The sequence below is a fragment of the Thermoplasmatales archaeon genome (genome assembly GCA_014361195.1).
Classification (GTDB): domain Archaea; phylum Thermoplasmatota; class E2; order UBA202; family JdFR-43; genus JACIWB01.
Genome location: JACIWA010000001.1, coordinates 43,868 through 66,259 on the forward strand (window position 1 = coordinate 43,868; position 22,392 = coordinate 66,259).

Consider the following 22,392-nt stretch of genomic DNA (forward strand, 5'->3'; position numbering starts at 1 on the left):
TAATCGTAAACCTGAATAAAGCCTGAAACAACCATAAATTATATAATTCATTTTTTAATAAGGGAATGTGAAAATGAAGTTAAAAACATTTATTGTTGTTATGCTGTTAGCATTACCAACTACATTGCCACTTATAAACGCACAGGGAAAACCTGATCTCTATATTGTCAGATACCGTTATTCCCCGGAAAAAATATATGAAGGAGACCAGTTAAGAATAAATATTACAGTTGGAAATAGAGGGAATGAAAAGGCGGAAAGCATTGCAATCGCTCTTTTTGTAGACAATTCAACAAATAAAGTAGATGAAGCAACAATTCCATTGCTGAATGCAAGCGAAGAAAAGGAAAAAGCATTATACTGGCTCACACAAAAAGGACAACATACTCTCTACATCTTCCTTGATTACACCTCAACAATAGACGAGCTCGACGAGGACAACAACATCTTAACCCTCCAAATAGAGGTGCATGAGCCCCAGTACCCGCAATTCCCGCCCGCGCCTGAGCGGGCGGAATGGTGGGATGGGAGATGGCATTACAGGGTGCCAGTTATTTTTTCGATGATCGGGGAAAGGGAAAATTATCCTTTTGAAAATAAGATGGTTTTCTGCGAGGTGAATTTTACATATCTGATGGATAAGATATATGAACTGCAGGCGGGTAGCTTTTCAAAGAGGACTTTTTATCCCAACTCCATAAGAGTTGTTGAATATGAGCTGAAAAATGATACATGGGTTGTTAAAAGGGTTGTGGGCAGAGAGGTTATTTTTAGCGATGAGTATGACGCATATAAAAATGCAAAAGTGAAAATAGCATGGGTTATGGAAGGGGAGGCGAGGCCACATGAAAGAAGATTCTATTATATTTACTGGGATACTGTTGAAAATGGATTTAAGGAAGGAGATTTTGGAAAAATATATTCTGGAATAAAAAATTGTGAGTTTGAGGAGCAAACTTCATGGAAAAATGTTACTGAAGGAACAATAAAATGGAATATGAGTTATTATGTTGACCCTGTTGAAGGAGATGGTTGCTACAGGATATATGCAAAGGGAATTTATGGAGCGGGCTATTTATGGAGTCCGAGCTATTCAAAATTATATCAGGATTTTAGAATTCCGGATGGAGGACTGAGTTATTATATCCTTCATTCCAAAATTTACTTTTCATCAGATATGGATGTAATGTGGAAAATAACAATTGATGGACAAACGATTGAAGCTGGCTACTCTACAGGGGGATGGAAAGAAATAACAAAAAATATTACAAGCTATTTAAAAGGAAAAAGCTATGCAACTCTTTCTTTCATAATAGATGTCCCATCCACAATATTTGATACAAAAGAGCATGAAATTTTAGCTTATATCGATGCTTGCTGGATAGAAACTCAAAATTTGGAATATGAATTATTTGAAAATAAATCCTATGGATGGAGTGGAAAAGTAAAAGAAATAAAGAAAAATTATGTAATAGGAGTAGCTGGAAATGATACAATAGATAGAATAGAAGTAGAAAGTGATGCGGAGCTTGATGAGGTTGTAGCAATTCTTTACTCACCAGAAGGAAAAATTGAATCATATTCAATGCCAATAAGTGATGCAAGCTTTGAAAGAGACGGCTCAACATCTCTTTTCTCAAATAATGAATGGACCTCAAGCTCAAGAACAACAAATATTGCCCACTCTGGAACAAGAGCAATCGAATTAAAATTGAAGAATTATATAGGAAAATGGGAATTCCAGAATAGAAAAGTTAATTCAAATGATTCTTGCGGGCTCAGGCAAAATATTACCTATGAAATACCCTTATCAAATATCCCTTCCCTCTATTTCTGGTATAGAATTGATAAATATAATTCAAAAAGCTCCCTGATATACACCCTCTATATATATGGCTCATCTCCTAAATCAATTGAAATACCAATAAGCTCACTAACTGCAGATAAAGAATGGCACAAATATGAAATACCAAAAGAAAAAATAGATGAATGGCGCCAGAGTGGCGGATCAGTGAGCGCAATAGAAATAAAAATTGTTGCGAGGGCGGAGGAGGCGGAAAATACAATTTATATCGATGATCTGGGCTATTCTTTTGTTCCATCAGATGGCAGGAGAGCATGGTATATAGAAAACTTCTATAGATTTGTTAATAACCCAGGGAAATGGAGAATTGATATAATATTGGTAGATGGCTCAGATTATAGAATTGAGAAAAATATCTTCATTGATGTTGATACCGCTCCTGATTTGACAATAACAAAAATTGATTGCCCCAAAAATGTTAAAGAAGGGGAAAAAGTAAATTTTGCTGTTTATGCGAAAAATAGCGGGGTAAAAGATATAAATGAAAGTGTTCCTATAAATGTTTCCCTATTGGTATATCAGGGAAATAGTTCATATAGATTTGTTAAATCAATAAATGGGCTAAGGGTAAATGAGATAAAGAAAATAGATTTTGAATGGAGTGCAATATATGGAATGGAAGAATATAATGGTAGATGGGAAGTGGTTGCAAGGATAAATGAGAAAGGAGAAATTCTTGAAAAGGATATGAGCAATAACTGGTGGCATACTTACCTAATTGTTGAACCAATGCCTGATTTAGAGATAAACATGGATGATGTTCTTTTTGAACCTTCGAATCCATCGGAAAATTCAACATTTAATGTATCAATAATTGTTCATAATGTTGGATACAAAAATGCAACCGCAAAAATATCTCTGTATTCAAAAAAGATTGGAGATGAAAAATTCATTTTAATTCAAAATACAACAATTGAGAAATTTGTAGAAAAGAAAAAGTGGGAGAGAGTAATTATACCCTGCAAAATGGGGGGAGGAAAATATAATATAATGGTTGAAATAGCTTGTGAGGGAGAGGTAAATCTAGAAAACAATTTTGTTATAAAAGATATAAAAATAGGAATAGTGGAAGATTTTAATTCGCCATTAATAGAAGGAGTAAGAGCGGAGCCAGAATTGCAGGGAATTGGAAAATATGTAAATATTTCCGCAAGAATATATGACAATGAAACATCCGTGGATAGAGCATATGTTGTTTTAGGAGAAAATGAATATATAATGAAAAGATTCGGTTGCACAGATATATATTATGCAAACCTGAGATTTAATGAAATCGGTTTTTACGAGTTCTTTATAATGGCTTTTGATACTTCAAGCGAGGAAAATTATGCGGAAAGCAAAGAGCTAAAATTCAGAATCATCTATGAAGGAATAGAAACATCTCCGCCGAATATAACAGGTATAGCAATAAATCCGCCGACCGCCAGGCAACTTATCGGGGAAAAGGTGAATATTTCCGCATATATAGAAGATGAAAGTGGAATTAAGGATGCTTTTATTGTTATAGATGGCTCGGAATATAATTTATCAAAGGGAGCGGGGAAAATATATTATTATGAAGGATCCTTTAATAAATGTGGTAGATATTCATTCTTCATAAAGGCAATTGATAATTCTGCAAATTTAAATACCGCAATCTCTGAAACATATTATTTTGAAATTCCTTATGACTATGATTTAGATGATGTTCCTGATGAAATAGAAATCTCCATAGGTGGAAATCCAAAGAATGCGAGCCAGACGATAAATGTGAGCGATGGAAATGTGAATGGCTATCTTATATGGATAGAAAGTGAAGGAACATACATTTATTGGAATAAAGATAGAAACGAGACATATAAAACAAAAGAAGTTGATGTTGATGGAGATGGATTGCCTGACTATGTTTTTGATAGAGATGGGGATGGAGAAATAGATTCATGCTATAATAGAATAATTAATTCTTTAACTCCATATAAAGAGATAAAGGAAGAGAAAGTTAAAACAAACCCTTCATGGCTTATCCTTCCTTTACTGCTATTTCTGGTTGTTTGCGCACTTTTTATCTTCATAAAGAAGAGAAAATAAGGCGAATATAGGGAACAAATATAATCGACAAAATCATGAATAAAATCAGTATGGATACAAATTTTGATGCTATAGAAGAAATTTTTTCCGCTTTTTTACTCCTTGAAAATAAAAAAGAGATACTATCTTTAAGTATATAACCTCCATCAAGAGGTAGCAGGGGCAATGAATTAAATGCCCCAAGGGCAAAATTGAGCCAGAAAATCCAGTAAATTAGATTATATGAAATCCAGAATACTGGGGTGCAGGAAAAGGCTTTTGCCAGATCTTCTGGAAAAGGAGATAAGCCATAAAAGGGAAAAGTAATGAAATTTAGAAATTTGTTCAAGTATGAACCAAAATTACTTTTTGTCAGAGGATTCAAAAGATTTTTGTAATAATTTGGTTCAATAACAATATCATTTAACCCTAAAACTGAAATTCCTAAAAATCCTTTTCCTTCATCCTCGCTTTTGTGGGTATAATTATATTTGTTTTCAAGAATTACGATTGCATTTCTGAAATCATTCAAAAAATATTTAATTTCTATCTCTTGATATGCCTTTGTTTCATTCATTACCCTATAAAAATCACTCCAATTTTTTATCTTATTTCCATTTATTTCATAAATTATGCTTCCTTCAACAATTCCATATTTTTCCGCTGGATAATTTTTTTCCACCCTATTTATATATGCACCAAAAACTATTTTTTTGTTGGAAATGTTGTAAAAATTTCCAGGTACCATTTCTTTCTCTATTTCCTGAAAATCTTTCAAACTCTTTATCTTGCTCCCCTCTATATTGGTTATTATATCTCCTCTTTCCATTCCAAATGCGGGGTTGCTTACAATCAATCCTTCTTCCTTAGCAACAATATTCATTGATAAAAATGAGAGCAGGATTATGCAAACTATTGCAACAATTATATTTGAAGTGGGCCCAGATGCAAAAACCCTGCCCCTCTTTATTTTTTTAGCTCTCTTCAACCTTTCTTCATCTGGTTCAACAAATGCCCCGATTGGAAGAATAAGGAAGATAAGGCCAAGAGATTTTATTTTTATCCCCCCATACCTTGCAAGTATCCCGTGGGAAAATTCGTGTATTACCATCGCAATTGCTAGCGCTATTACTCCATAACCAACAGGTATAATTGGATTTATTCCAGGTATCCCAAGCATCAGCCGGGGGGATGGCGCCCTCTCCACGGGGAGAGAAAAAGAAATAATTGCGTTTCTTAAGATAAGATAAGTGGTTATTGTCATGGCAAGGATGCATATTAAGATTGAGATATTTCCATAATATTTCCAGTCAAATTTTTTTGATATTCTGTCAATTAAATTTTTACCCTTTTCTGTTTTCCATATTAAGAGGGGAAAAGATGCTTCCAGGCCATATTTTTTACCAATTTTTTTCAACATGTAAAGTAAGATAAACCAGGAGGCAAATACGACGAGAATATAAAAAATTATTTCACTCCTTTCCATAGATATCCTCTAAAATATGATATAGCACGCTTCCTATAAAAGCAACTAATATTCCAGCGGTTATTTTTGCAAGAAATGGAACTGATAAAACATATTCAGTAAATATTGACTGTATTGATTTTTCTCTTATTATTTCAAGCAGGATTGTAAGGGATGCGGAGAAAATTAATCCAAATGCTGCAAGCGAGAATGGAACTATTGAATAACTCCATAAAACTCTCTTTTCTTTAAAATAAACATCTATAAATCTTCCCAAAGCAATGTTTAATATAGCTATGATGATCCACCATATTATATCATTTAAAAATTTTATAACATATTCAGAAGTTTTTAAGTTAGCATTTTTAAGCAATTCTATTTCAGATATAACCGCAAGGATTATTATAAAAAAGGAAAGTATTGTGGAAAAAACTGTCATTCTTCCTATCTTTAAGCCCAAAATAAATTCTTTAAAAGCTTTTAAAATGGTTTCTTCAATATGTAGAACTCTTATGAGTAAATATACTCCAAGAACAATAAATATGGAAGAAAGGCCAAGAGAAAAGGAGCCAAATATTATTGCAAATCCCCAGATGAGCAATATTATTGCAATCGGTAACATAATTCTTCTTTGCAATTTTTCCTCCCTCAGTAGTTTAGTGAGCAGATAATATGTTCCTTCGAGTGTCTCACTTTGTTTAACAACAACCCTTTTTAAAGAATCTATTTTTACTCTTGAACTTATTATAGGGATTATATATTCATCCTCCGCCCCATCTGTAACAAGAATTACTTTATCCGGCTTCACTTTTTCAAGAACTTCATCTAATTGCTTTGCAATAATTGAATCTGATATAACACCCACTCTCTTATCTCCACATATTGTTGCAATTTCCGCATTTTCCATGCTTTCATAAGTAGCAATAGCGGAAAAAAGGCAATTGGAATCCGTATCCTCAGGATCTTTAAGTGCCAGTTTTTGCGCAGCTTCCAGATTTGCTTTTTTACCTACTATAGGCGAATTTACGCCCGCCTTTTCTCCGAAGTCATTGTCCCTGTCTATGCATAGGATAAGTGTTTTCATCTGAATAAAATTCATTTACTAATAAATAACCTTTTCCATAATTTTAACTTTTTATTTTTCAAAAAATTAAACCACTAAATATATTTAAGTATCGTTAAAAGGTATACTTAACTCAAAAATTGATTGTGGGCTATCAAACCAGTATCTCTTGTAACCTTCAGCTAGAAGGTTTTTATCGTCGGTAAATAAGCACAAGTAAGCTCTAATCTTAAGATTTTCGAATTCAAATATTTTTGGTGAATCAAATTTACCAAAAATTCTTACAAATCCATCAACCTTATACTCAAAGTCAGTATGTTTTATACCTTTAGGATCAACAAACACAATAAAGTAATCATCGCCTCTCTTTAGCCAGAATATGAAATCTGGTTTGAAGCTTCTAATAATGTTACTTTCTGGATCATAATATGGTATATAAACCTCATCCAAATATTCGTCTATTTTACTGAATATCCACCAATCTACTCCTAATTTATCTCTGTTATTTTCAAGAAAATTCTCCAAATTATTAATGAAATTAATTTCGCTCTTTGTCTTAATTACATGCTTGATATAATCTATTTTTTCCTTTGTTGAAAGAATCAATGGTGTAAAGTAATGCTCTGCGACATACTTTATTCTTAAATCTTTAAAAGTTTCTTCTTTCGAATATTTTTTAGAAATCTCTTCATATAATTTACTATACTCTTCTGGAGAAACTTTCCCGTATATATCCTTCAACTTCTTTTCTTCTTTCTGCTTTTCTGGATAATTTGCTACTTTCCTTATCTTCTCATCTAATTCTTTCTGTTCTTCTGGCTTTTCGAAGAAAACTCTAATTTTCTTGAAGTGGATTATTTCATCCTCTAAACATTTGAATTTATCCAAGTCTTTGAGATTCAGGTTGAAATGACTTATAATTTTGGATATGATTGTTTTAAACTGTAAACCTTCAATCGCAGATAATTTATAGTATTTATCCTGATTTTCGAAGCTCTTTTTTATATGTTGTAAAAGTTCTGGAGAGATATCGTGTGAAACAACAATTACTCTATCGTCTGTACTATTAAAATACTCCCTCAGAACATCCAAATGATTTTCTGAGATTGGAAATTTTTGTGGTTCTCTTTCCAAGTATAATTTTCTTGACTCTTTGTATACAGGAATAAGTAATGTATAACTCTGAACATTTTCGTTTATAGTTAAATCCAAAACACCTTTTAATTCTTTTTCAACTCTCAGTGTATTTATGACCTCCTTCAAAGCGTTTCTATTTGTGCCAAAAACAAATAGAGTTTCTAATGGCTGAATTGCCGTATCACTACCAAATTTACGTAATATGCCATCATCTTCATTTTTATTGGATAGATTTTTTAACCGTTTTCTTTTGTTCTTAAGAGGTTCTATTCTTATTCCTCTACCTATTGATTGTATGACAAATTTTTTGGCGTCTGTTCCTGTCCCTATGTTAATAAATAAAATCAAATTTGGTCTGTTAGAGTCCCAGCCCTCATAAAAAGCTCTAGAACCCATCAAAATGCTAATTTCTCCCCTTTCTTCTATCCTTTCAAAAATACTTTTATTTTCATAGCTTTCATTAACCTCATAACCCTTTAGATTATCTTTTATCCACTTTACAGCATCCCCTATTTTTATTAGAGCAAATGGTTTATCACTAGTTTTAAGTTTGAATATTACCTCCTGACGTTTTTCAGGAATAGTTAAAGCTTCAATACTGCCAAAACTATCGGAATTGTAGATAGTGCTAAGAATACTCTTTAATGTAATTGATTTGAGCAGGTTTTCATCGATGGTTACAGGAATATTTTCATAAACAAATGATGGATTCTCAGAAAATTCTTTTAATAGCTCTTCTATTGATTTTTTTAGCAAGTTTTCGTCTACATCACCCTTTCCAATACTTTCTAATTCATTGAAGAATAACTTTAGGTCAGGTTCTTCCTCTTTCACTTCAGAAAGATTTACGGTATTGACTAAAGTTAACATCAATGGTTCATGGTAAATACCCTTTACAATTCCAACTGCATTTTCATGAACCTTCTTTATGTAGGTTAATAGAACCAATGATTTTAAAACAATCTTTTTCTTTTCTATACTATTGTAATCTTCTTTTTCTTTGAAAGCTCTGATTTCTTGCTTGAGAATATGGATATGTTTTCCGTAACCTTCTGAAACAAATCTTTCTAGGTTGAAATTGAAAACAGTTGTTATTATATCACTATTATCAACAAAGGTAGCTGAAAAATTAAATAAGAACCCGTTTCTTGCCATGATAGAATAAAGCATCTGCCTTTTTGACTCTTCCTTATCTCCTTTGTGTGCCTCATCAAGAATTATGTACCAATTACCACCATTCTCATAGTTTCTGAAATCAATTATTTTCTCCTTTTGTTCATCACTTATCAAGTCTGATCTATAATAGAAGACTGTTATTTCATTAGAGAAAGGCACCAAGCTCTCTCTTTTCACTGTTTCGTATTCTGTTAATTCTATCAGTTTAATTCCTAAATCCCTTTTTGCTAATTCATTAAATTCATTAACATGCTTTTTGAATTGAGCAATCAAATCTTCTCTATGTGTGAGAAAAAGAATATCTCGTTTTGGAATCTCTCCAGCATCCATCAGTTTTTTCAAAATTTCAATTAGCTTTATTAATACCAAAGATTTTCCTGAGCCAGTAGCCATCCAGAAAGCGGATCTGTTGATAAAATTTTCAAAATTTATGATATCATTTTCAGAAGGATAATATTGTTGTAGTATATCTGCAACTTTTCCTTTAAGTTTAGAAAGCTTAATGCTAACATTCTTTTCTAAATTTTTCTCTAATCCATTGGCAATATACCTTTGATAAAATTTAGATTTATCTGCATTATCAATTTTGAAAAACAAGTATAAGCATTTAATAGCATTTTTTAAAGCATCTTCTTGAAAATCCCATAACCTCTTGCTATTTGAAAAACTTTTTGTATCTAAAGAGCTCCAATTGTAAGGCAATTCTTCGAATTTAATATCTTCAACTATTGATTCTAGAATTGGTCTAACTATCATGCTGTCCACCAAATCAGAGGTTTAACTAATTTATAATCTAAATCCTTTAGGTTAACCTTTTCTCCATCTTCAAATTCAACTTCATCAACACTTATTCTTTTAATCCATTTTCCAAGAAAGCAAGATAGAGTTTCAGCAATATCTATGTTCTTGTAAAGCTTAGACAAATCAACTTTTACTTTATTTTTCTCATAATCAACTTCTAAAGCCTCCAACAACTTCAAATCTTTCATAAAAATGTATTGATTGTATGGATCTTCACCTGGAGCTAAGAAAGGATCAGAATCCTGATATTTTACATTTCTTAATGTTTGTTCGAATTGCTCTAATTCAAAATATTTGAAAAAGCCACCTGCATTATTTTCATTGTATTTTTCTTTCACATCTTTTTCCTTTGAAATCCCTGTTTTATCATAAGCCAATACCTTTTTCATTCTCGGCAAAACCACAGTGTAAAAATGCTCTCCCATCTCAATGCCAATCCATTTTCTTTTAAGCTTGTGTGCTACCGCAGTTGTAGTGCCTGAGCCAAGGAAGAAATCCATAACTAAATCTCCTTCATTGGATGTAGATTCTATGACACGCTTTAAGAGGATTTCGGAGTTTTCGGTGATAAATCCCCAACTTCGTGAATATCCCGGAATATCTGTCCAATTATTCTTTAAAGTAGTCCATAATGGTGCATATAATATTTTTTCCTTTTCTATCTTTATTCTTCCACTATTTTCTAATTCCTTAATTTGTTCTTGTTTTAACCCCCATATTCTTCCTTCGGGGGCCTCTATTTTCTTACCGAAAATAATTCGATATTTATCTTCTTCTCTTCTCCCTTTTCCAGGTAAAAATGGTTCCCACCATTTTTCAATTTCTCTTTTTATTCTAATTTCATTAAATAATGCTTTATCTGTTTTAGCATAAAAAAATAGAGTATCAATATCAACCATAAATTTATTCAATCCTTTAGCATATTTAAAAAATTCTTGTGTTCTATTTACAACAATCTCATTCCTAAAATTCTCCTCACCAAAAATTTCATTCATCAAAAGCCGGACATACATATTGCCGTTGTAATCGCATCTTACAAAGATACTTCCTTTTTCATTTAATAATTCTTTTTCTTTCACCAATCTCAATCTATTTTCTAAAATTGTAATCCAAGTAGCATCTTTGAATTTTACATTATAGAAATAGTCAGCATCTTGCTCTTTGTTGAAAGGAGGATCAATGTAAATTGTTTGTATTTTTTCTTTGAATTTTGGGAGGATTGTGTTTAATGCTTGGTAGTTTTCGCTTTTGATTAGCCAACCATCTAAAGCTTCATCTAAGTTATCAAACAAAGAGAGAATTTCCAATTCCAAATCTTTGAAGTATTTTGTATCTATTGGCAAGAAATTGTATTTAGAATTAAGAGTCTTTCCATCCAAAGTATTAGTGAAGAAATCCTCTGTTTTGAAGTTTTCATCAACAATACCTAAATCTTTCCATTCTTTTACTTGCTTTTCAAAATTTTTGTGTTTCAAAATCTTTTCAATTACTTTAATTCCTTTCTTTGCTATCCTATCTAGAGTTACAACATAATTTGAATTCAATACAAACTTTGGCTTATTCCAAATTCTTACCAACTCATCTTCAAACTGGGAAATGAAATCAATTATCTTATAAGCAATCTCTTGTAGCACTTTCAATTGCTTTATTCTTTTCTCACTAAATTCGCTTTTATCCGAGAATTCATACTGATAAAGCCACAAATCAAATTGTTCTTTCAGAAATTTCTTAGCATTTTTGGTTATGAAATAGTCCACTTCGCTTTGTTTTTCAAATATTCTAAAAGCTTTCTCTAAAATCTCCTCATCTAATTTTATGCCTTTTTCTTTAAGCTTCTTTATGATTTCATTTAGTTTTGTTTCTCTTCCTCTTTCTGAATACATAACATAGAAAGAAATTGTACCGTCTTTTCTTACCTCTTTTAATTCATAAATGATCTCTCTTTTCTCCCATGCTTTTTTGTGTTCTAACTTTGAAACATCAAAGAAGAACTTGAAACCATCAGTTTCAATATTTATGCTGTTGAATATTCTATCAGTCTTAACATAATAAAGCATATTAGTTTTCCAGAACAAGCTTACATCTTTCCTATCAGTATAAACTTTTTCATAAATTCTTTCAGAAAATGGAGTACTAACAAAATAAACCGAGCCACTCTCGCTGAAGTATCGCTTGAAGAAACTATAAAGTTTGTAATATAATTCTTCTTTAAATTCTGGGAATTCCTTAAGTTTTTCTTCAATTTCTTTTTTCAATAAAATAAATATCTTGTCGAAGTATCTAGATTTAATCTTCATTAAGTTAATGTAACCAGAAAATCCTTCGATTTTTGCCCCTATAAAAATACCTTTAAGAGATTCATAAAACCTGCTTTCTGAATTATTTTTAGCTTCCATTTTATCAACCTTTGGAATTTTTATGTTTTCCAAACATGAATAGAGCAAACACCACTAAAGAAAATAAGAAAAAAGAGAATTTAAATCTTTTCCTGAAGAATGGCTATTGCAGTTTAGAGAAGTGCAAACTTGGCTAAAAACTGTTAGCGATAGCTTTTGTTCTAAAGAAAGACAGCGAATTGATTGGTGAAAGGATAACACCAGAGAGTTCACTATTCGTTGGTAGAAAAGAGAGGAGTTAAACCAATAATTGCACAAAGATTTAATGAAACAATTAATATGGAATTATGAGAGTTCATTGCCTTAGAAATTTCATCAAAGAAGTTTTTAGCGAAGAAATGAAAAATAAAATATCATCAAAACAATATGAAAGCAAGATAGTTTTAACTGAAGAAGTAATTGAACTTAGTAATCTTGGCTATGAATGCCAACCTTTAGTAAAAGGGGTGGCTGATGAGGCGAAAGGCAAATATAATGTTAAAAGGTAGTTAAATATATATTCTTTTATTTAATCCACATCCATGATTTCAGTATCCAACAGGGTAAAAAATATATCATATGCGATAAGAGAGGTAGTTGTTTATGCCCGTGGGCTGGAGAAGAAGGGTATAAAAGTTCTTAAAATGAATATCGGTGATCCAATAGCATATGATTTTGACACACCTTTGCATATAAAAGAAGCTCTTTATAAAGCGGTTTTAAACAAAAACAATGGCTATGCTCCATCTGAGGGCTATGTAGAGTTAAGAGAAGAAATTGCAAAAAGAGAAAAAAGAAGGAATGGAATGAGCTATAATGTGGATGATATTTGCATAACTACAGGTGTAACTGAGGGTTTGCAAATTTTCCTTTCCGCATGCCTTAATGAAGGAGATGAGCTTCTTGTTCCTGGCCCAACTTATCCTCCCTATAATTTAATCACATCTTTTAATGGAGCAAAACCTATTCCTTACGCTACATTAGAAGAGCACAATTGGCAGCCAGATGTTGATGATATAAGGAAAAAAATAAATGATAGAACAAAAGGAATTGTTGTTATAAATCCAAATAATCCAACAGGAGCCCTCTATTCCAAAAAAACTTTAAAGGAAATAATTGATGTTGCGGGGGAGCATAATGTGCTTGTTGTTTCAGATGAAATATACGATGACATACTTTTCGATGCCCCTCACACCTCCACCGCTTCTCTTGCAAAAGATGTTCCTGTGCTCACGCTTAATGGTTTTTCAAAAGTTTATCTTGTGCCTGGATGGAGAGTAGGTTATGCTCTTTTCCATAATCCAAATGGTGAGCTCAATGAGCTTAAAGATGCTTTCTTAAGAATTGCTAGGGCAAGGCTCTGTGCAAATTCTGTATGCCAGCTTGCAATGGTTGAGGCATTGAGGGGAAGCCAGGAGCATATAAAGGAAATGGTCGAAAAATTGAAGAAAAGAAGAGATTTTGCATATAAAAGGATAAATGAAATAGAGGGCCTCTCAACAAGGAAGCCGGAGGGCGCATTTTACATATTTCCAAAAATAGAAAAGAATGCATGGAAGAGCGATAAAGAATTTGTCCTTGATGTTCTCAACGAAGCGCATGTTCTTTTCGTTCATGGCTCTGGCTTTTGCGAGAAATATGGGAAAAATCATTTCAGGGCGGTAATATTGCCTCCAATAGAAATGATGGAGGAAGTTTTTAATAGGTTAGAAGCATTTATGAAAAAAAGGTGAAATAAATGAAAGAAATAACAAAAGGAATAGTTGCTCTTGTAGCCATTTTAGCGATAATATCGGGGATTTATGGATATACTCTCATAGAGAAAAGCTATTTAAGAGAAGGAGATTTTGCGGAAATTTATTATATTGGCTATTTTGAAAATGGAACTGTTTTTGCATCCTCTTTCAATGAAAATGTGAGCTTCGATACTCCTTTTGATGATAAAAATTATAATTTAACTCCCTTAAAAATATATATGGGAGACACAACTAATCTTTCAGAAAAAATAAAATATCCAGAGGGATGGAGCTATACGTCTTTAGGAAATATAAAGGACTGGAAAATTAATGAAATAGAAGGATTGTATGAAGCATTGAAGGGAATGAAGAAAGGAGAGGAAAAAATAATAGAGCTTGAGCCAGGTAAAGCATTTAAAAATAAAGTTGTAAATGGGACAATTTTCATTTCATCCTTGGCCTTTGGATTTGATACAAAATTCAAGATTTCAAACATAAGCGATGATGCCGTGGATATAGAATGGATGCCAGAAATAGGAGAAAAATTCACTTTCCCGGATTATCCCCATTTACTATGGGAAAATTGTACTGAAGTAGTTTCTTACAATAACACAACTGTAATATTGAAAACAACACCTGACAGGCTGGATAATTTAACTCTTTATCCATGGTGGGAAAATGCGAGCACCGCAAGCTATAATGATACGCATATATTTATAACAACTACTCCTCCTTTAGGAAATTTTACCGCTATTATATATGGAATGGAAATAAGTGGAAGTGTAAAAAATATAACAGATGAAAAAATATATCTCGAATTTTATTATGGCGGGCAGACATTCAGCGAAGAAGTAAACAGGACAGAAACCTTCAATAGGACAGCGGAATATCCAAAAGTTTTTGAGGGAATCCAAAAAGCGGTTTTGGAAGAAGAATTGCTGAAAAATGGATATAGCTTCCATGAGCTTGCGGGAGAGAAAGTTATTTTCAGAGTAAAGGTGGTGAATGTCTATAAAGCGAGTTGATTCCTGATCTCTATTTCAAAAGCATACAGGAAATCATTTTCTCTTCCTTTTGGAATAATTGCTCCTGCCGCTGAGCAATGGCCTCCTCCTCTTCCCCCCAGTGAAATTGCTACTTTTTGGATTGCCTCAGATAAATTAATTTTTTTTGCAAGAATCAAAGGAAGCCTCGCAGATACTTTTATTCCATCATTTGTTGCTGCAAAGCCAATAAGGGGGGATTTTATTTCCTCTTCTTTTAATAATAGCCCAGTCACTGTACCGATTAAATTTTCATTTATATGGCCATCTCCATGAAAATAGAGTAATTTTCCATATTCTTCAATCTTGTTTTTTGCAAATGAAATGCATTTGTATAAATTTCTCCTGTATTTTTCCAGTATTTCATCGCATTTTTCATAATTTCTTTTCATGCATATATCAACCGCGAAATTTGCTTCTCCATTTCTTGCCATTGCATTTAAAATTGTTGTAATATCTCTTAAATCTTTTCCATCTATTTCATATACTTCTCCAAATATCCTGCTTATTTGCTCGTATGTGAAACCCTGGCTAATTAGTAACTTTATTAGAGAGGATAACAATATTTTCTTCTCTTCCCTACTTAGCTCATTCCAACTTTTTTCATGATTAATTCCAATTTTTTTAAGAAATGAAATTGAGCTACCTATTCTTTTAAATAATCCTGGAATAAAAGGGTCTGATGCATAGGCAAGCATTTTATAAAGAGGCTTTTCTCTTCCATAAATCCTTATATCCTTTTTTATTTCAACTCTTGAACTGGCTAAAAGTTCTCTATTCATTCCAACAATCCTGCAGTATTTCAAATCCTGCAAATCACCTATTGCACCAACAATTGCTAAATCTGAAGTACAACTGAAAAAATTTGATGAAATTAGGTAGGATAAGCCCGCAGCGGAAATTTCCACTTCTCCATCTATTCCATAAAAAAAGGGATTTATAGAATTCTCATGAAACTTTTTGCTAAAATGATGGTCAGAAATAACACAGGAAATATTCTTTTCCTTTATTTCTTCAATGCTTCCATTCCCCAAATCAATAAACCATACGAAATTATCTTTATTCTCTTCAATTACTTTTTCATCGAGATAATTAACAAATTTAACCTCATTTTTTATTCCTCTCTCCTCTAAAGCATTACTTGCGATAGCGGCGCCTGCAACCCCATCCGCATCGTTATGGCTCAAAATAGTAATCATATCCTGCTTTTCTATTAACTTTGAAATCTCTTTTGCCTTATTTTTTATTCCCATCCCCGCTGAGAAATGAAAAGGGAGTAATAAATTTTTTCAAATTTTTAGGGCCTTATTTGCAATTACAGCCTGACCAAATGAAATTCCCCCATCTCCACATGGAACAAGAGTATTGATGAAGAATCTATATCCTTCCTTGATTACTCTTTTTTCTATTTCTGTAACTATATGCTCATTATAGGCACATCCTCCCGCAATAACAATATTTTTTGTGCCAACTTCATCCGCTTTTTCAATTGCAAGAGATGCAAAAGAGTCAGCTAAGTATTGCTCCGCAGAATAAGCCAGATCCTCTTTCCTTTTTTTAATATTATCCAGAATATTTACAAAAATTTCCTTCGTTTCTATAATCCCGTTTTTAATAACCGGCTCGATCTCTAAAACATTATTTCCTCTTCTTGCTAGGCTTTCAAGCTTCATTGCTGGTTCCCCTTCATATCTCATAACATGGCACACATCAAGCAATGCAGAAATCGCATCTAAAACTCTTCCACAACTACTTGTCTTTATTGAGCCTTTTCTCTGTCTAAAAATTATCTCTATCTCCTCTTCACCGTGAGGGAAGAATTTCTTTCTCTCATAAACAAAATCCTTTATTTTCTCTCCTAAAATCCCACACAGCATTCTCAAAGGATATTTAGTTGCCAAATCCCCGCCAGGCATCGGATAATAGCGGAGATGCCCCAGCCTCTTATATTCATCTATTGTTGAATATATTACCTCTCCTCCCCATGCATTTCTATCTTCGCCATACCCAAATCCATCAATTGCTATTCCTATCGCTTCATCAAGATTATTCTCCTCCATCGCCTTTGCAGTATGTGCATGATGATGCTGTATCTTAAAAACAGGAATATTTTCAGCCAGCTCTTCAGCATATCTTGTTGTAATAAAATCTGGGTGTAAATCACATGCTATTCCATCTGGTTTAAATTTCAGAATTTTTGAAAAATGTTCTATCGTTTCTTTTAAAAATTCAAAAGTTTCATAGTGAGTTAAATTTCCTATATGCTGGGTAAGAAAAGCATATTTATCTTTTAAAAAGCAGGCGGTAACATTTTCCTCTGCCCCAAGAGCAAGTATATTTTTTACTTTAAATTTTAAATTTATTGGAACTGGAGTATATCCTCTGCTCCTCCTTATCAAAACTGGCCTTTTACCAATAAATTTCACTATTGAATCATCGCTCCTCTGGTAAATTTTCCTGTTATAATAGAGAATGAAATCCGCTCCAATTTTCATTATTTCCCAATCATCCTTTATTATTGGTTTTCCGGGAAGATTTGCAGAGGTCATTATCAAAGGGTGATCAACTTTTTTGAATAAAAGATGATGAAGGCCAGTATAAGGTAACATTACTCCATAGTTATGCAATCCTGGAGCAACATAAGGCAATTCTTTTTTCTTTTCAAGCAATAAAATAGGGTGGATATAACTTTTCAAAATTTCTCTCTCTTCTTTCTTTAAATAGCATATCTCCTCTGCCATCTTCTCATCTTTTACCATCAACGCAAAAGGCTTTTCATCTCTTCCCAGCAATTTTCTCAATCTTTTTACCGCATTTTCCTTTGCAACACATGAAAGATGATATCCTCCAAGCCCTTTTATCGCAACTATTTTTCCATCTAAAAGCATCTTACAAGCCACCCAAATTGCTTTTTCTCCCTTTTCAACAATCTTGTCTCCCTTCAAAAATATTTTTGGACCACATTTTTTGCACGCATTTGTTTGAGCGTGAAATCTTCTATCCGCAGGATTTTTATATTCTTTTCTGCATTCCTCGCACATTTCAAATTCATCCATTGTTGTATTTGTCCTATCATAGGGTAATTTTCTTGTGATTGTAAATCTTGGCCCGCAATTCGTACATGTTGTAAAAAAATAGTTTTTCCTCCTCTCATCTTTTTCTATATCTGAAACACATTCATCGCATATTGCAATATCTGGAGGAAGTGAGGATAATCCCTTTCCTTCTCCCTTGCTTTTCTTTATTTCAAAGGTTCTGTAATTTTTTTCCTTACCATATTTGATTTTAATTGAATCAATTTTCGCCATCGGAGGCTTTTTTTCCTTTAAAAGCAAAATAAATTCATCGATTTTCTCTTTTTCTCCTTCTACTTCTATTTCAACCCCCGCCTGCCCTAAATTTAAAACATATCCATTAAGCCCGCAAATCTTTGCAATTCTATAAACAAATGGCCTGAAGCCGACGCCCTGCACAACCCCCTGAACAATTATTCTGGCGAGCACAAGAAAAAATAAATGGCATATAATAATTTTGATTGGGATAAAGTTATTTATTTGAAAAACATTATTCTTGATGGAGGAATTTCCTGTTGTTACTATAAAAAGAGGGAAAATTAAGAGGGAAAATAAAATATGGAGGAAAAAGGAAAGAATTGATTTGATAGATGGTTTGATAGAAAAACATGGTATGGTTTATATAATCGATATGGATGGTAAAGAAAAGGGCTCGCCGAATTTAAAACTTTATAAATCAATCGGGAAAAATATATGGGCGGATACATTTCCAAGAAGCATAGATGATGTGATTGACCTGTTTGTATGTGGAGTGGAAAGAATAACAGTTCGTTCTATTAGAGAGGAATTTTTTGAAGAAATAAAGAGCATAAGTGAAAACGAGATTTTTGTTTTTGAGAATATAGAGAAAGCGGAAAAATATAAACTGGCTGGAGTTGTTACTGAAAAAGAGCTAAACTTTGATAGCAGATTTCAGATATGGAAAATTGATAAGGAGAACGAGGTTATAAGGAGGTTAAAATAATGGATGATTTAAAAATACTATTTGCTTTCTTGTTCAATAAAAAGGGGGATAAAATAAGAGAAGAGGATGTTTTCAATGTTCTTTCATTTGAAATGGGATGGATGACCCCAAAAGAAGGCAAGAAAATAATAGAGAAAGGGCTGGAAAAAAATTATATAAAAATAGAGGAAAATTTAATAAAACCAAATTTTGATTATAAAGAAGTAGAAATACCTCTTGGCTTCAAATTCGATGAGAGTAAAATCAGTGAATATGAAAAAGATATATTTTCTAGAATTGTCAGCAGAATAGAAAAAAGTTTAAATATAGGGAATAAAAGGATAATGGAGGAAATAGAAGAAATGAGTAAAAATATGGAAGTCTATCCAGAAGTAGCAGCTCTTCTATATGCAAAGAAAAGAGGAATTGAGATAGATGATTTCGTAGAAGAAATAGAAAGAATGATATTTTCAAAGAAGTGATATTATAACTGGAATCATTAAAAATCCCATGCAAACACTTCTCCTTACTCTTAGTTCAAGGCATAATATTCCAATAAGAGAGGAAGTTAATAATATCAGCAGTCCCACTGGCCCATTTGATATTATAACCATTACTATTATTATCAGTAGGGAAATTTTCAGAATTAATTTATAAGAAATTTTGGATATGTTAATTGCAATTTTTTTCCCTATATAAATTGTAGCAAAATATGAAAAGATGGCGGAGATTATTACCGCAATCATAAAAAGATTCAGAGGATATGGAAAAATAATTCCTTCCCATCTTTCAATATAAATTAATTCCTTTATTGCAATTGCAAAACCACTTCTTGCTTTTAAAATAATAAAAAGAGCAATTATAACAAAGAAACTTGTTGCGGTGTTTGTTGCAGAAAGAATAGATATAACCTCTTCATTGCTTCTTTCTTTTTTGATTGTCATTACAATTGTTGTTGCAATTGCAGAGCTTATTCCTGGCAAAATCGAAACTATTCCTCCTGCGACTGCGCCCTCGCAAATAGCCCTTTTGCTCAAATCTCTCTTCTTGCTTTCCACTAATTGCTCAGGGATATCTGTTTTATAGGAGTAAATCAATGCGGGCAAGCCGAACAAACCAGTAAGGGCGGGGAAGATCGGCGAGGATTTTATAAGAAATGAAGAGCTCATGTCCCAAACCGCAAGCCCCAGCAAGCCGGAAATAAAAAATATCAGCAATGCGGAAAGAAAGTTTTTGTTTGTGAAAATCACTAATATTGAGATGCATATAAGAATCCATGGAACAACTTTCTCTATTGTGTAATAAAGATTAAGAGGACTTGTTAGGATAAATTTGAAAGGATAGAGAAGAATCATGCATATTATAACTGATAGCAAACTTGAATATGCGGATATTTCAACCGCTTCATATCCCCTTCCCTCCATAACCATTGAATGAGCGGGCAATGCAATCAAAGCTTTATCCTCATCTGGAGCTCCTATGAAAGTAGATGGTATAATATTTAAAAAAGTGTGAGCAATTGCAGCTGATATAATTAGGATGCATAAATAAATGGCAAATTCATTTGAAATAATAGAAGAGATAAAAATCATAAGGATGGCTATATTGTTTGTATGCAATCCTGGCAATAGTCCAGTTATTATGCCTATAAAAGAGCCAATTAGGGAAAAAAGAACTGCAAGAAAAAAATCAATCATATTTTTCTACCCCGTGATATGGTTTATTCACTTTTATGAAAAATGATGCCTGATAAGAATCATAATAGAAAAATCCTTTTACAAAAACCTTATCTCCTTTATTCACTGATATATTTTCAAAATATACTTTTATTTTGTAATCAAGATATTCATCTGTTAGATAAAAATAGCTTTTAGAAGTTGAATAGATATATCCAGTAACATTCACATCCAATCCAACGTATTTTTCATAGTTCTCCAGCAAATAGGGCAAGGAGATTGATTCTTCATACCATTTCCTACAAATTTTTAAAGAGCTTGCATAAAGAACAAATTCATCTTTATATTCCCCGATTTTCCCAATTGCTTCTATCTCATCTCCATAATTAATTTCTTCATTTTTTTCATAAAAAATCTTCCCTATTGCATTATAACTTGTAATCTCTATTAAGCTACCTATCTTATTTCTGACAATACCCCTCACCCTCACCTTTTCTCCATTATATTTATAAAATTCGTCAAGGTTTATTTCAGCGGGCTTATCCATAAAAGAAATGAAATATAAACATAATATCCCTAGCATGGCAAATGAAAACAATAAAATTTTCCTCATAAAATTAAATATTTGAAAATAAAATAAATTTTTCTATTCAATCCCATCTGGCGTTATAAGGAAGGTGGCGCTTTTCCCCTCCGGCAGGCTCCTGTGCTTCATTATCGTTGCCTTTCTTATCTCTTTCCCGTCTCTGTTGCCGACTTTCTCGAGCATTATTATTGTTTTTGCTATATGGTCCATGCTTCTTCCCGCAAATGGCTTTACTTCTTCACCAACAGAATAAACCTGGCTTGTTATTATAACCGGTATATCTCTCTTTCTTGCTTCAATCTGCAGTTTTATCAATTGGTTTGTTAAATAACGGGTTGCTTTTGCCTCATCCTCTATCATTTCAAGCCTGTAGAAGAGGTTTGCGCTATCAAGAATTATTAACCCTGAATCTATTTTTATAGCTTTTGAAACCATTTCATCCTGCTCTTTCAGAGAAAATGGAGAAAATAAGAGAAGTTTTTCAAGAAGTTTTTTTTCTTTAATAACCTGTGCAATTCTTTCCCTTGATATTCCTTCCGTATCTATATAAACAACTTTTTTCCCCTCCATGGCACAGCTTTTTGATGCTTGGATGCAAATATTTGTTTTTCCAGTACCTCCTTCACCATATATTTCTGTTACAATACCATGCTCTATACCTCCTTCAAGAAGATTATCAAGAGAACAATTCAATTTCAATTTTTTATCCACATTTGTAATCTTTTATAATTAAAAATATTTATTGCTTTAATTGCTGTGTTGCATAAATATTAAAATAGCCTAAACTTATTTAATCTTGGGATGGTTATGAAAAGACAAAGATGGGGTAAAAAATATGTCGATAAAAGAGATTGGCGGGTATATAACGAAAAACTTATGGCTCGTGGAGAAGCGTATATTTCTCTAGATTTTATTAACTCTTGAGACAAGTTAGAAAAATTAAACAAAAACAAGGTTGGTGCACCCTTGGTTAGCTGGGTTCTGGAAGGATTTTTAAGGGGTATCTAAGTTAGTGAGTTTTAGTGTGCTGAACTATTCTACGATATGCAGAAGAGTAAATAGAGTTAAGCTCTAAATAAGAAAGACCTTAACTCAATACGAAGAAAAAGAAGTTGTATATCACTTCTCTCTAGTGGTGTAAAGGTAACGAACAAGGTGAGTGGATGCGACATAAATGGAAAGTTCGCAGAGGCTGGATAAAAGTCCATAATTTTCAAAAACTTGAAAGCGTTGTATTAGGGCAGGAATAAAAATCAGAAGAAATGCATGTCCTACATTTAAAAATAAAAAAACCAAGAAAAAGTATGCAAGCGAGTTCCTTAAACTAGGAAGAGATGGTATACTGAAAGCATTTTCTCTGAGTCAAACGTAAATCTGGAGAATATGTTCCATGAGGTGGAATTAAAG

Annotated in this window: 15 protein-coding genes; 6 read left to right on the forward strand and 9 right to left on the reverse strand. The window is 32.6% G+C overall.

All coding sequences use genetic code 11. The features are described from left to right. The first annotated feature begins 73 nt into the window (after positions 1-73). Complete coding sequence (locus H5T44_00190) at positions 74-3,931, forward strand: hypothetical protein (GenBank protein ID MBC7080663.1); 3,858 nt, start codon at positions 74-76, stop codon at positions 3,929-3,931. Here the strand turns inward: H5T44_00190 and H5T44_00195 are convergent. From H5T44_00195 to H5T44_00210, 4 genes are all read right to left on the reverse strand, one after another. Further along, entirely contained in the window at positions 3,912-5,396 is a 1,485-nt protein-coding gene (locus H5T44_00195) for a site-2 protease family protein (GenBank protein ID MBC7080664.1), read from the reverse strand. The two genes, H5T44_00190 and H5T44_00195, sit on opposite strands and share 20 nt — an antisense overlap. Further along, entirely contained in the window at positions 5,383-6,459 is a 1,077-nt protein-coding gene (locus H5T44_00200; GenBank protein ID MBC7080665.1) for a DUF373 family protein, read from the reverse strand. The genes H5T44_00195 and H5T44_00200 overlap by 14 nt, the downstream gene beginning before the upstream one ends. A gap of 84 nt (positions 6,460-6,543) precedes the next feature. Further along, positions 6,544-9,504 (reverse strand): DEAD/DEAH box helicase family protein, encoded by a 2,961-nt coding sequence (locus tag H5T44_00205; protein ID MBC7080666.1) that lies wholly within the window; start codon positions 9,502-9,504, stop codon positions 6,544-6,546. After that, entirely contained in the window at positions 9,504-11,948 is a 2,445-nt protein-coding gene (locus tag H5T44_00210) for a site-specific DNA-methyltransferase (GenBank protein MBC7080667.1), read from the reverse strand. Before H5T44_00210 ends, H5T44_00205 begins: the two co-directional genes overlap by 1 nt. 287 nt (positions 11,949-12,235) lie before the next feature. On the opposite strand from H5T44_00210, the gene H5T44_00215 reads away from it, so the two are divergent. The 3 genes from H5T44_00215 to H5T44_00225 are packed head-to-tail and all read left to right on the forward strand — an operon-like array spanning position 12,236 to position 14,688. Then, positions 12,236-12,436 (forward strand): hypothetical protein, encoded by a 201-nt coding sequence (locus H5T44_00215; GenBank protein ID MBC7080668.1) that lies wholly within the window; start codon positions 12,236-12,238, stop codon positions 12,434-12,436. 33 nt (positions 12,437-12,469) lie between these two features. After that, positions 12,470-13,660, forward strand: a complete 1,191-nt coding sequence (locus H5T44_00220) for an aminotransferase class I/II-fold pyridoxal phosphate-dependent enzyme (GenBank protein MBC7080669.1) — start codon at positions 12,470-12,472, stop codon at positions 13,658-13,660. A 5-nt stretch (positions 13,661-13,665) separates the two neighbouring features. Beyond that, positions 13,666-14,688 (forward strand): FKBP-type peptidyl-prolyl cis-trans isomerase, encoded by a 1,023-nt coding sequence (locus tag H5T44_00225; protein ID MBC7080670.1) that lies wholly within the window; start codon positions 13,666-13,668, stop codon positions 14,686-14,688. Here H5T44_00225 and H5T44_00230 read toward each other — a convergent pair. Next, positions 14,673-15,959 carry a DHH family phosphoesterase gene (locus H5T44_00230; GenBank protein ID MBC7080671.1) on the reverse strand — a complete coding sequence of 429 codons (1,287 nt, stop codon included), beginning with the start codon at positions 15,957-15,959 and terminating at the stop codon, positions 14,673-14,675. The two genes, H5T44_00225 and H5T44_00230, sit on opposite strands and share 16 nt — an antisense overlap. Positions 15,960-15,995: 36 nt before the next feature. After that, entirely contained in the window at positions 15,996-18,209 is a 2,214-nt protein-coding gene (hypF, locus tag H5T44_00235; protein ID MBC7080672.1) for a carbamoyltransferase HypF, read from the reverse strand. A 70-nt stretch (positions 18,210-18,279) separates the two neighbouring features. On the opposite strand from hypF, the gene H5T44_00240 reads away from it, so the two are divergent. Both H5T44_00240 and H5T44_00245 read left to right on the forward strand, forming a co-directional pair. Then, entirely contained in the window at positions 18,280-18,744 is a 465-nt protein-coding gene (locus H5T44_00240) for a hypothetical protein (GenBank protein MBC7080673.1), read from the forward strand. Next, the gene (locus H5T44_00245; GenBank protein MBC7080674.1) at positions 18,744-19,205 is read left to right on the forward strand and encodes a DUF2240 family protein; all 462 of its coding nucleotides are present in this window, start codon (positions 18,744-18,746) and stop codon (positions 19,203-19,205) included. The genes H5T44_00240 and H5T44_00245 overlap by 1 nt, the downstream gene beginning before the upstream one ends. On the opposite strand, the gene H5T44_00250 is transcribed toward H5T44_00245, so the two are convergent. Genes H5T44_00250 through radB form a run of 3 tightly spaced genes read right to left on the reverse strand, consistent with a single transcriptional unit; the run spans position 19,194 to position 21,696 of the window. Then, the gene (locus tag H5T44_00250) at positions 19,194-20,420 is read right to left on the reverse strand and encodes a tripartite tricarboxylate transporter permease (GenBank protein MBC7080675.1); all 1,227 of its coding nucleotides are present in this window, start codon (positions 20,418-20,420) and stop codon (positions 19,194-19,196) included. The genes H5T44_00245 and H5T44_00250 overlap by 12 nt on opposite strands. Then, positions 20,413-21,012, reverse strand: a complete 600-nt coding sequence (locus tag H5T44_00255) for a hypothetical protein (GenBank protein ID MBC7080676.1) — start codon at positions 21,010-21,012, stop codon at positions 20,413-20,415. Before H5T44_00255 ends, H5T44_00250 begins: the two co-directional genes overlap by 8 nt. A gap of 33 nt (positions 21,013-21,045) precedes the next feature. Further along, positions 21,046-21,696: a DNA repair and recombination protein RadB gene (gene radB / locus H5T44_00260; protein MBC7080677.1), complete on the reverse strand. Its 651-nt coding sequence runs from the start codon at positions 21,694-21,696 to the stop codon at positions 21,046-21,048. Between the last annotated feature and the right edge of the window lie 696 nt (positions 21,697-22,392).

Coding starts and splice junctions, on each gene's coding strand:
- H5T44_00195 (MBC7080664.1), bottom strand. CDS start 5,396: ATGGAAAGGAGTGAAATAATTTTTTATATTCTCGTCGTATTTGCCTCC.
- H5T44_00215 (MBC7080668.1), top strand. CDS start 12,236: ATGAGAGTTCATTGCCTTAGAAATTTCATCAAAGAAGTTTTTAGCGAA.
- H5T44_00225 (MBC7080670.1), top strand. CDS start 13,666: ATGAAAGAAATAACAAAAGGAATAGTTGCTCTTGTAGCCATTTTAGCG.
- H5T44_00200 (MBC7080665.1), bottom strand. CDS start 6,459: ATGAAAACACTTATCCTATGCATAGACAGGGACAATGACTTCGGAGAA.
- H5T44_00230 (MBC7080671.1), bottom strand. CDS start 15,959: ATGGGAATAAAAAATAAGGCAAAAGAGATTTCAAAGTTAATAGAAAAG.
- H5T44_00240 (MBC7080673.1), top strand. CDS start 18,280: ATGGAGGAATTTCCTGTTGTTACTATAAAAAGAGGGAAAATTAAGAGG.
- H5T44_00190 (MBC7080663.1), top strand. CDS start 74: ATGAAGTTAAAAACATTTATTGTTGTTATGCTGTTAGCATTACCAACT.
- H5T44_00255 (MBC7080676.1), bottom strand. CDS start 21,012: ATGAGGAAAATTTTATTGTTTTCATTTGCCATGCTAGGGATATTATGT.
- H5T44_00250 (MBC7080675.1), bottom strand. CDS start 20,420: ATGATTGATTTTTTTCTTGCAGTTCTTTTTTCCCTAATTGGCTCTTTT.
- H5T44_00210 (MBC7080667.1), bottom strand. CDS start 11,948: ATGGAAGCTAAAAATAATTCAGAAAGCAGGTTTTATGAATCTCTTAAA.
- H5T44_00245 (MBC7080674.1), top strand. CDS start 18,744: ATGGATGATTTAAAAATACTATTTGCTTTCTTGTTCAATAAAAAGGGG.
- H5T44_00220 (MBC7080669.1), top strand. CDS start 12,470: ATGATTTCAGTATCCAACAGGGTAAAAAATATATCATATGCGATAAGA.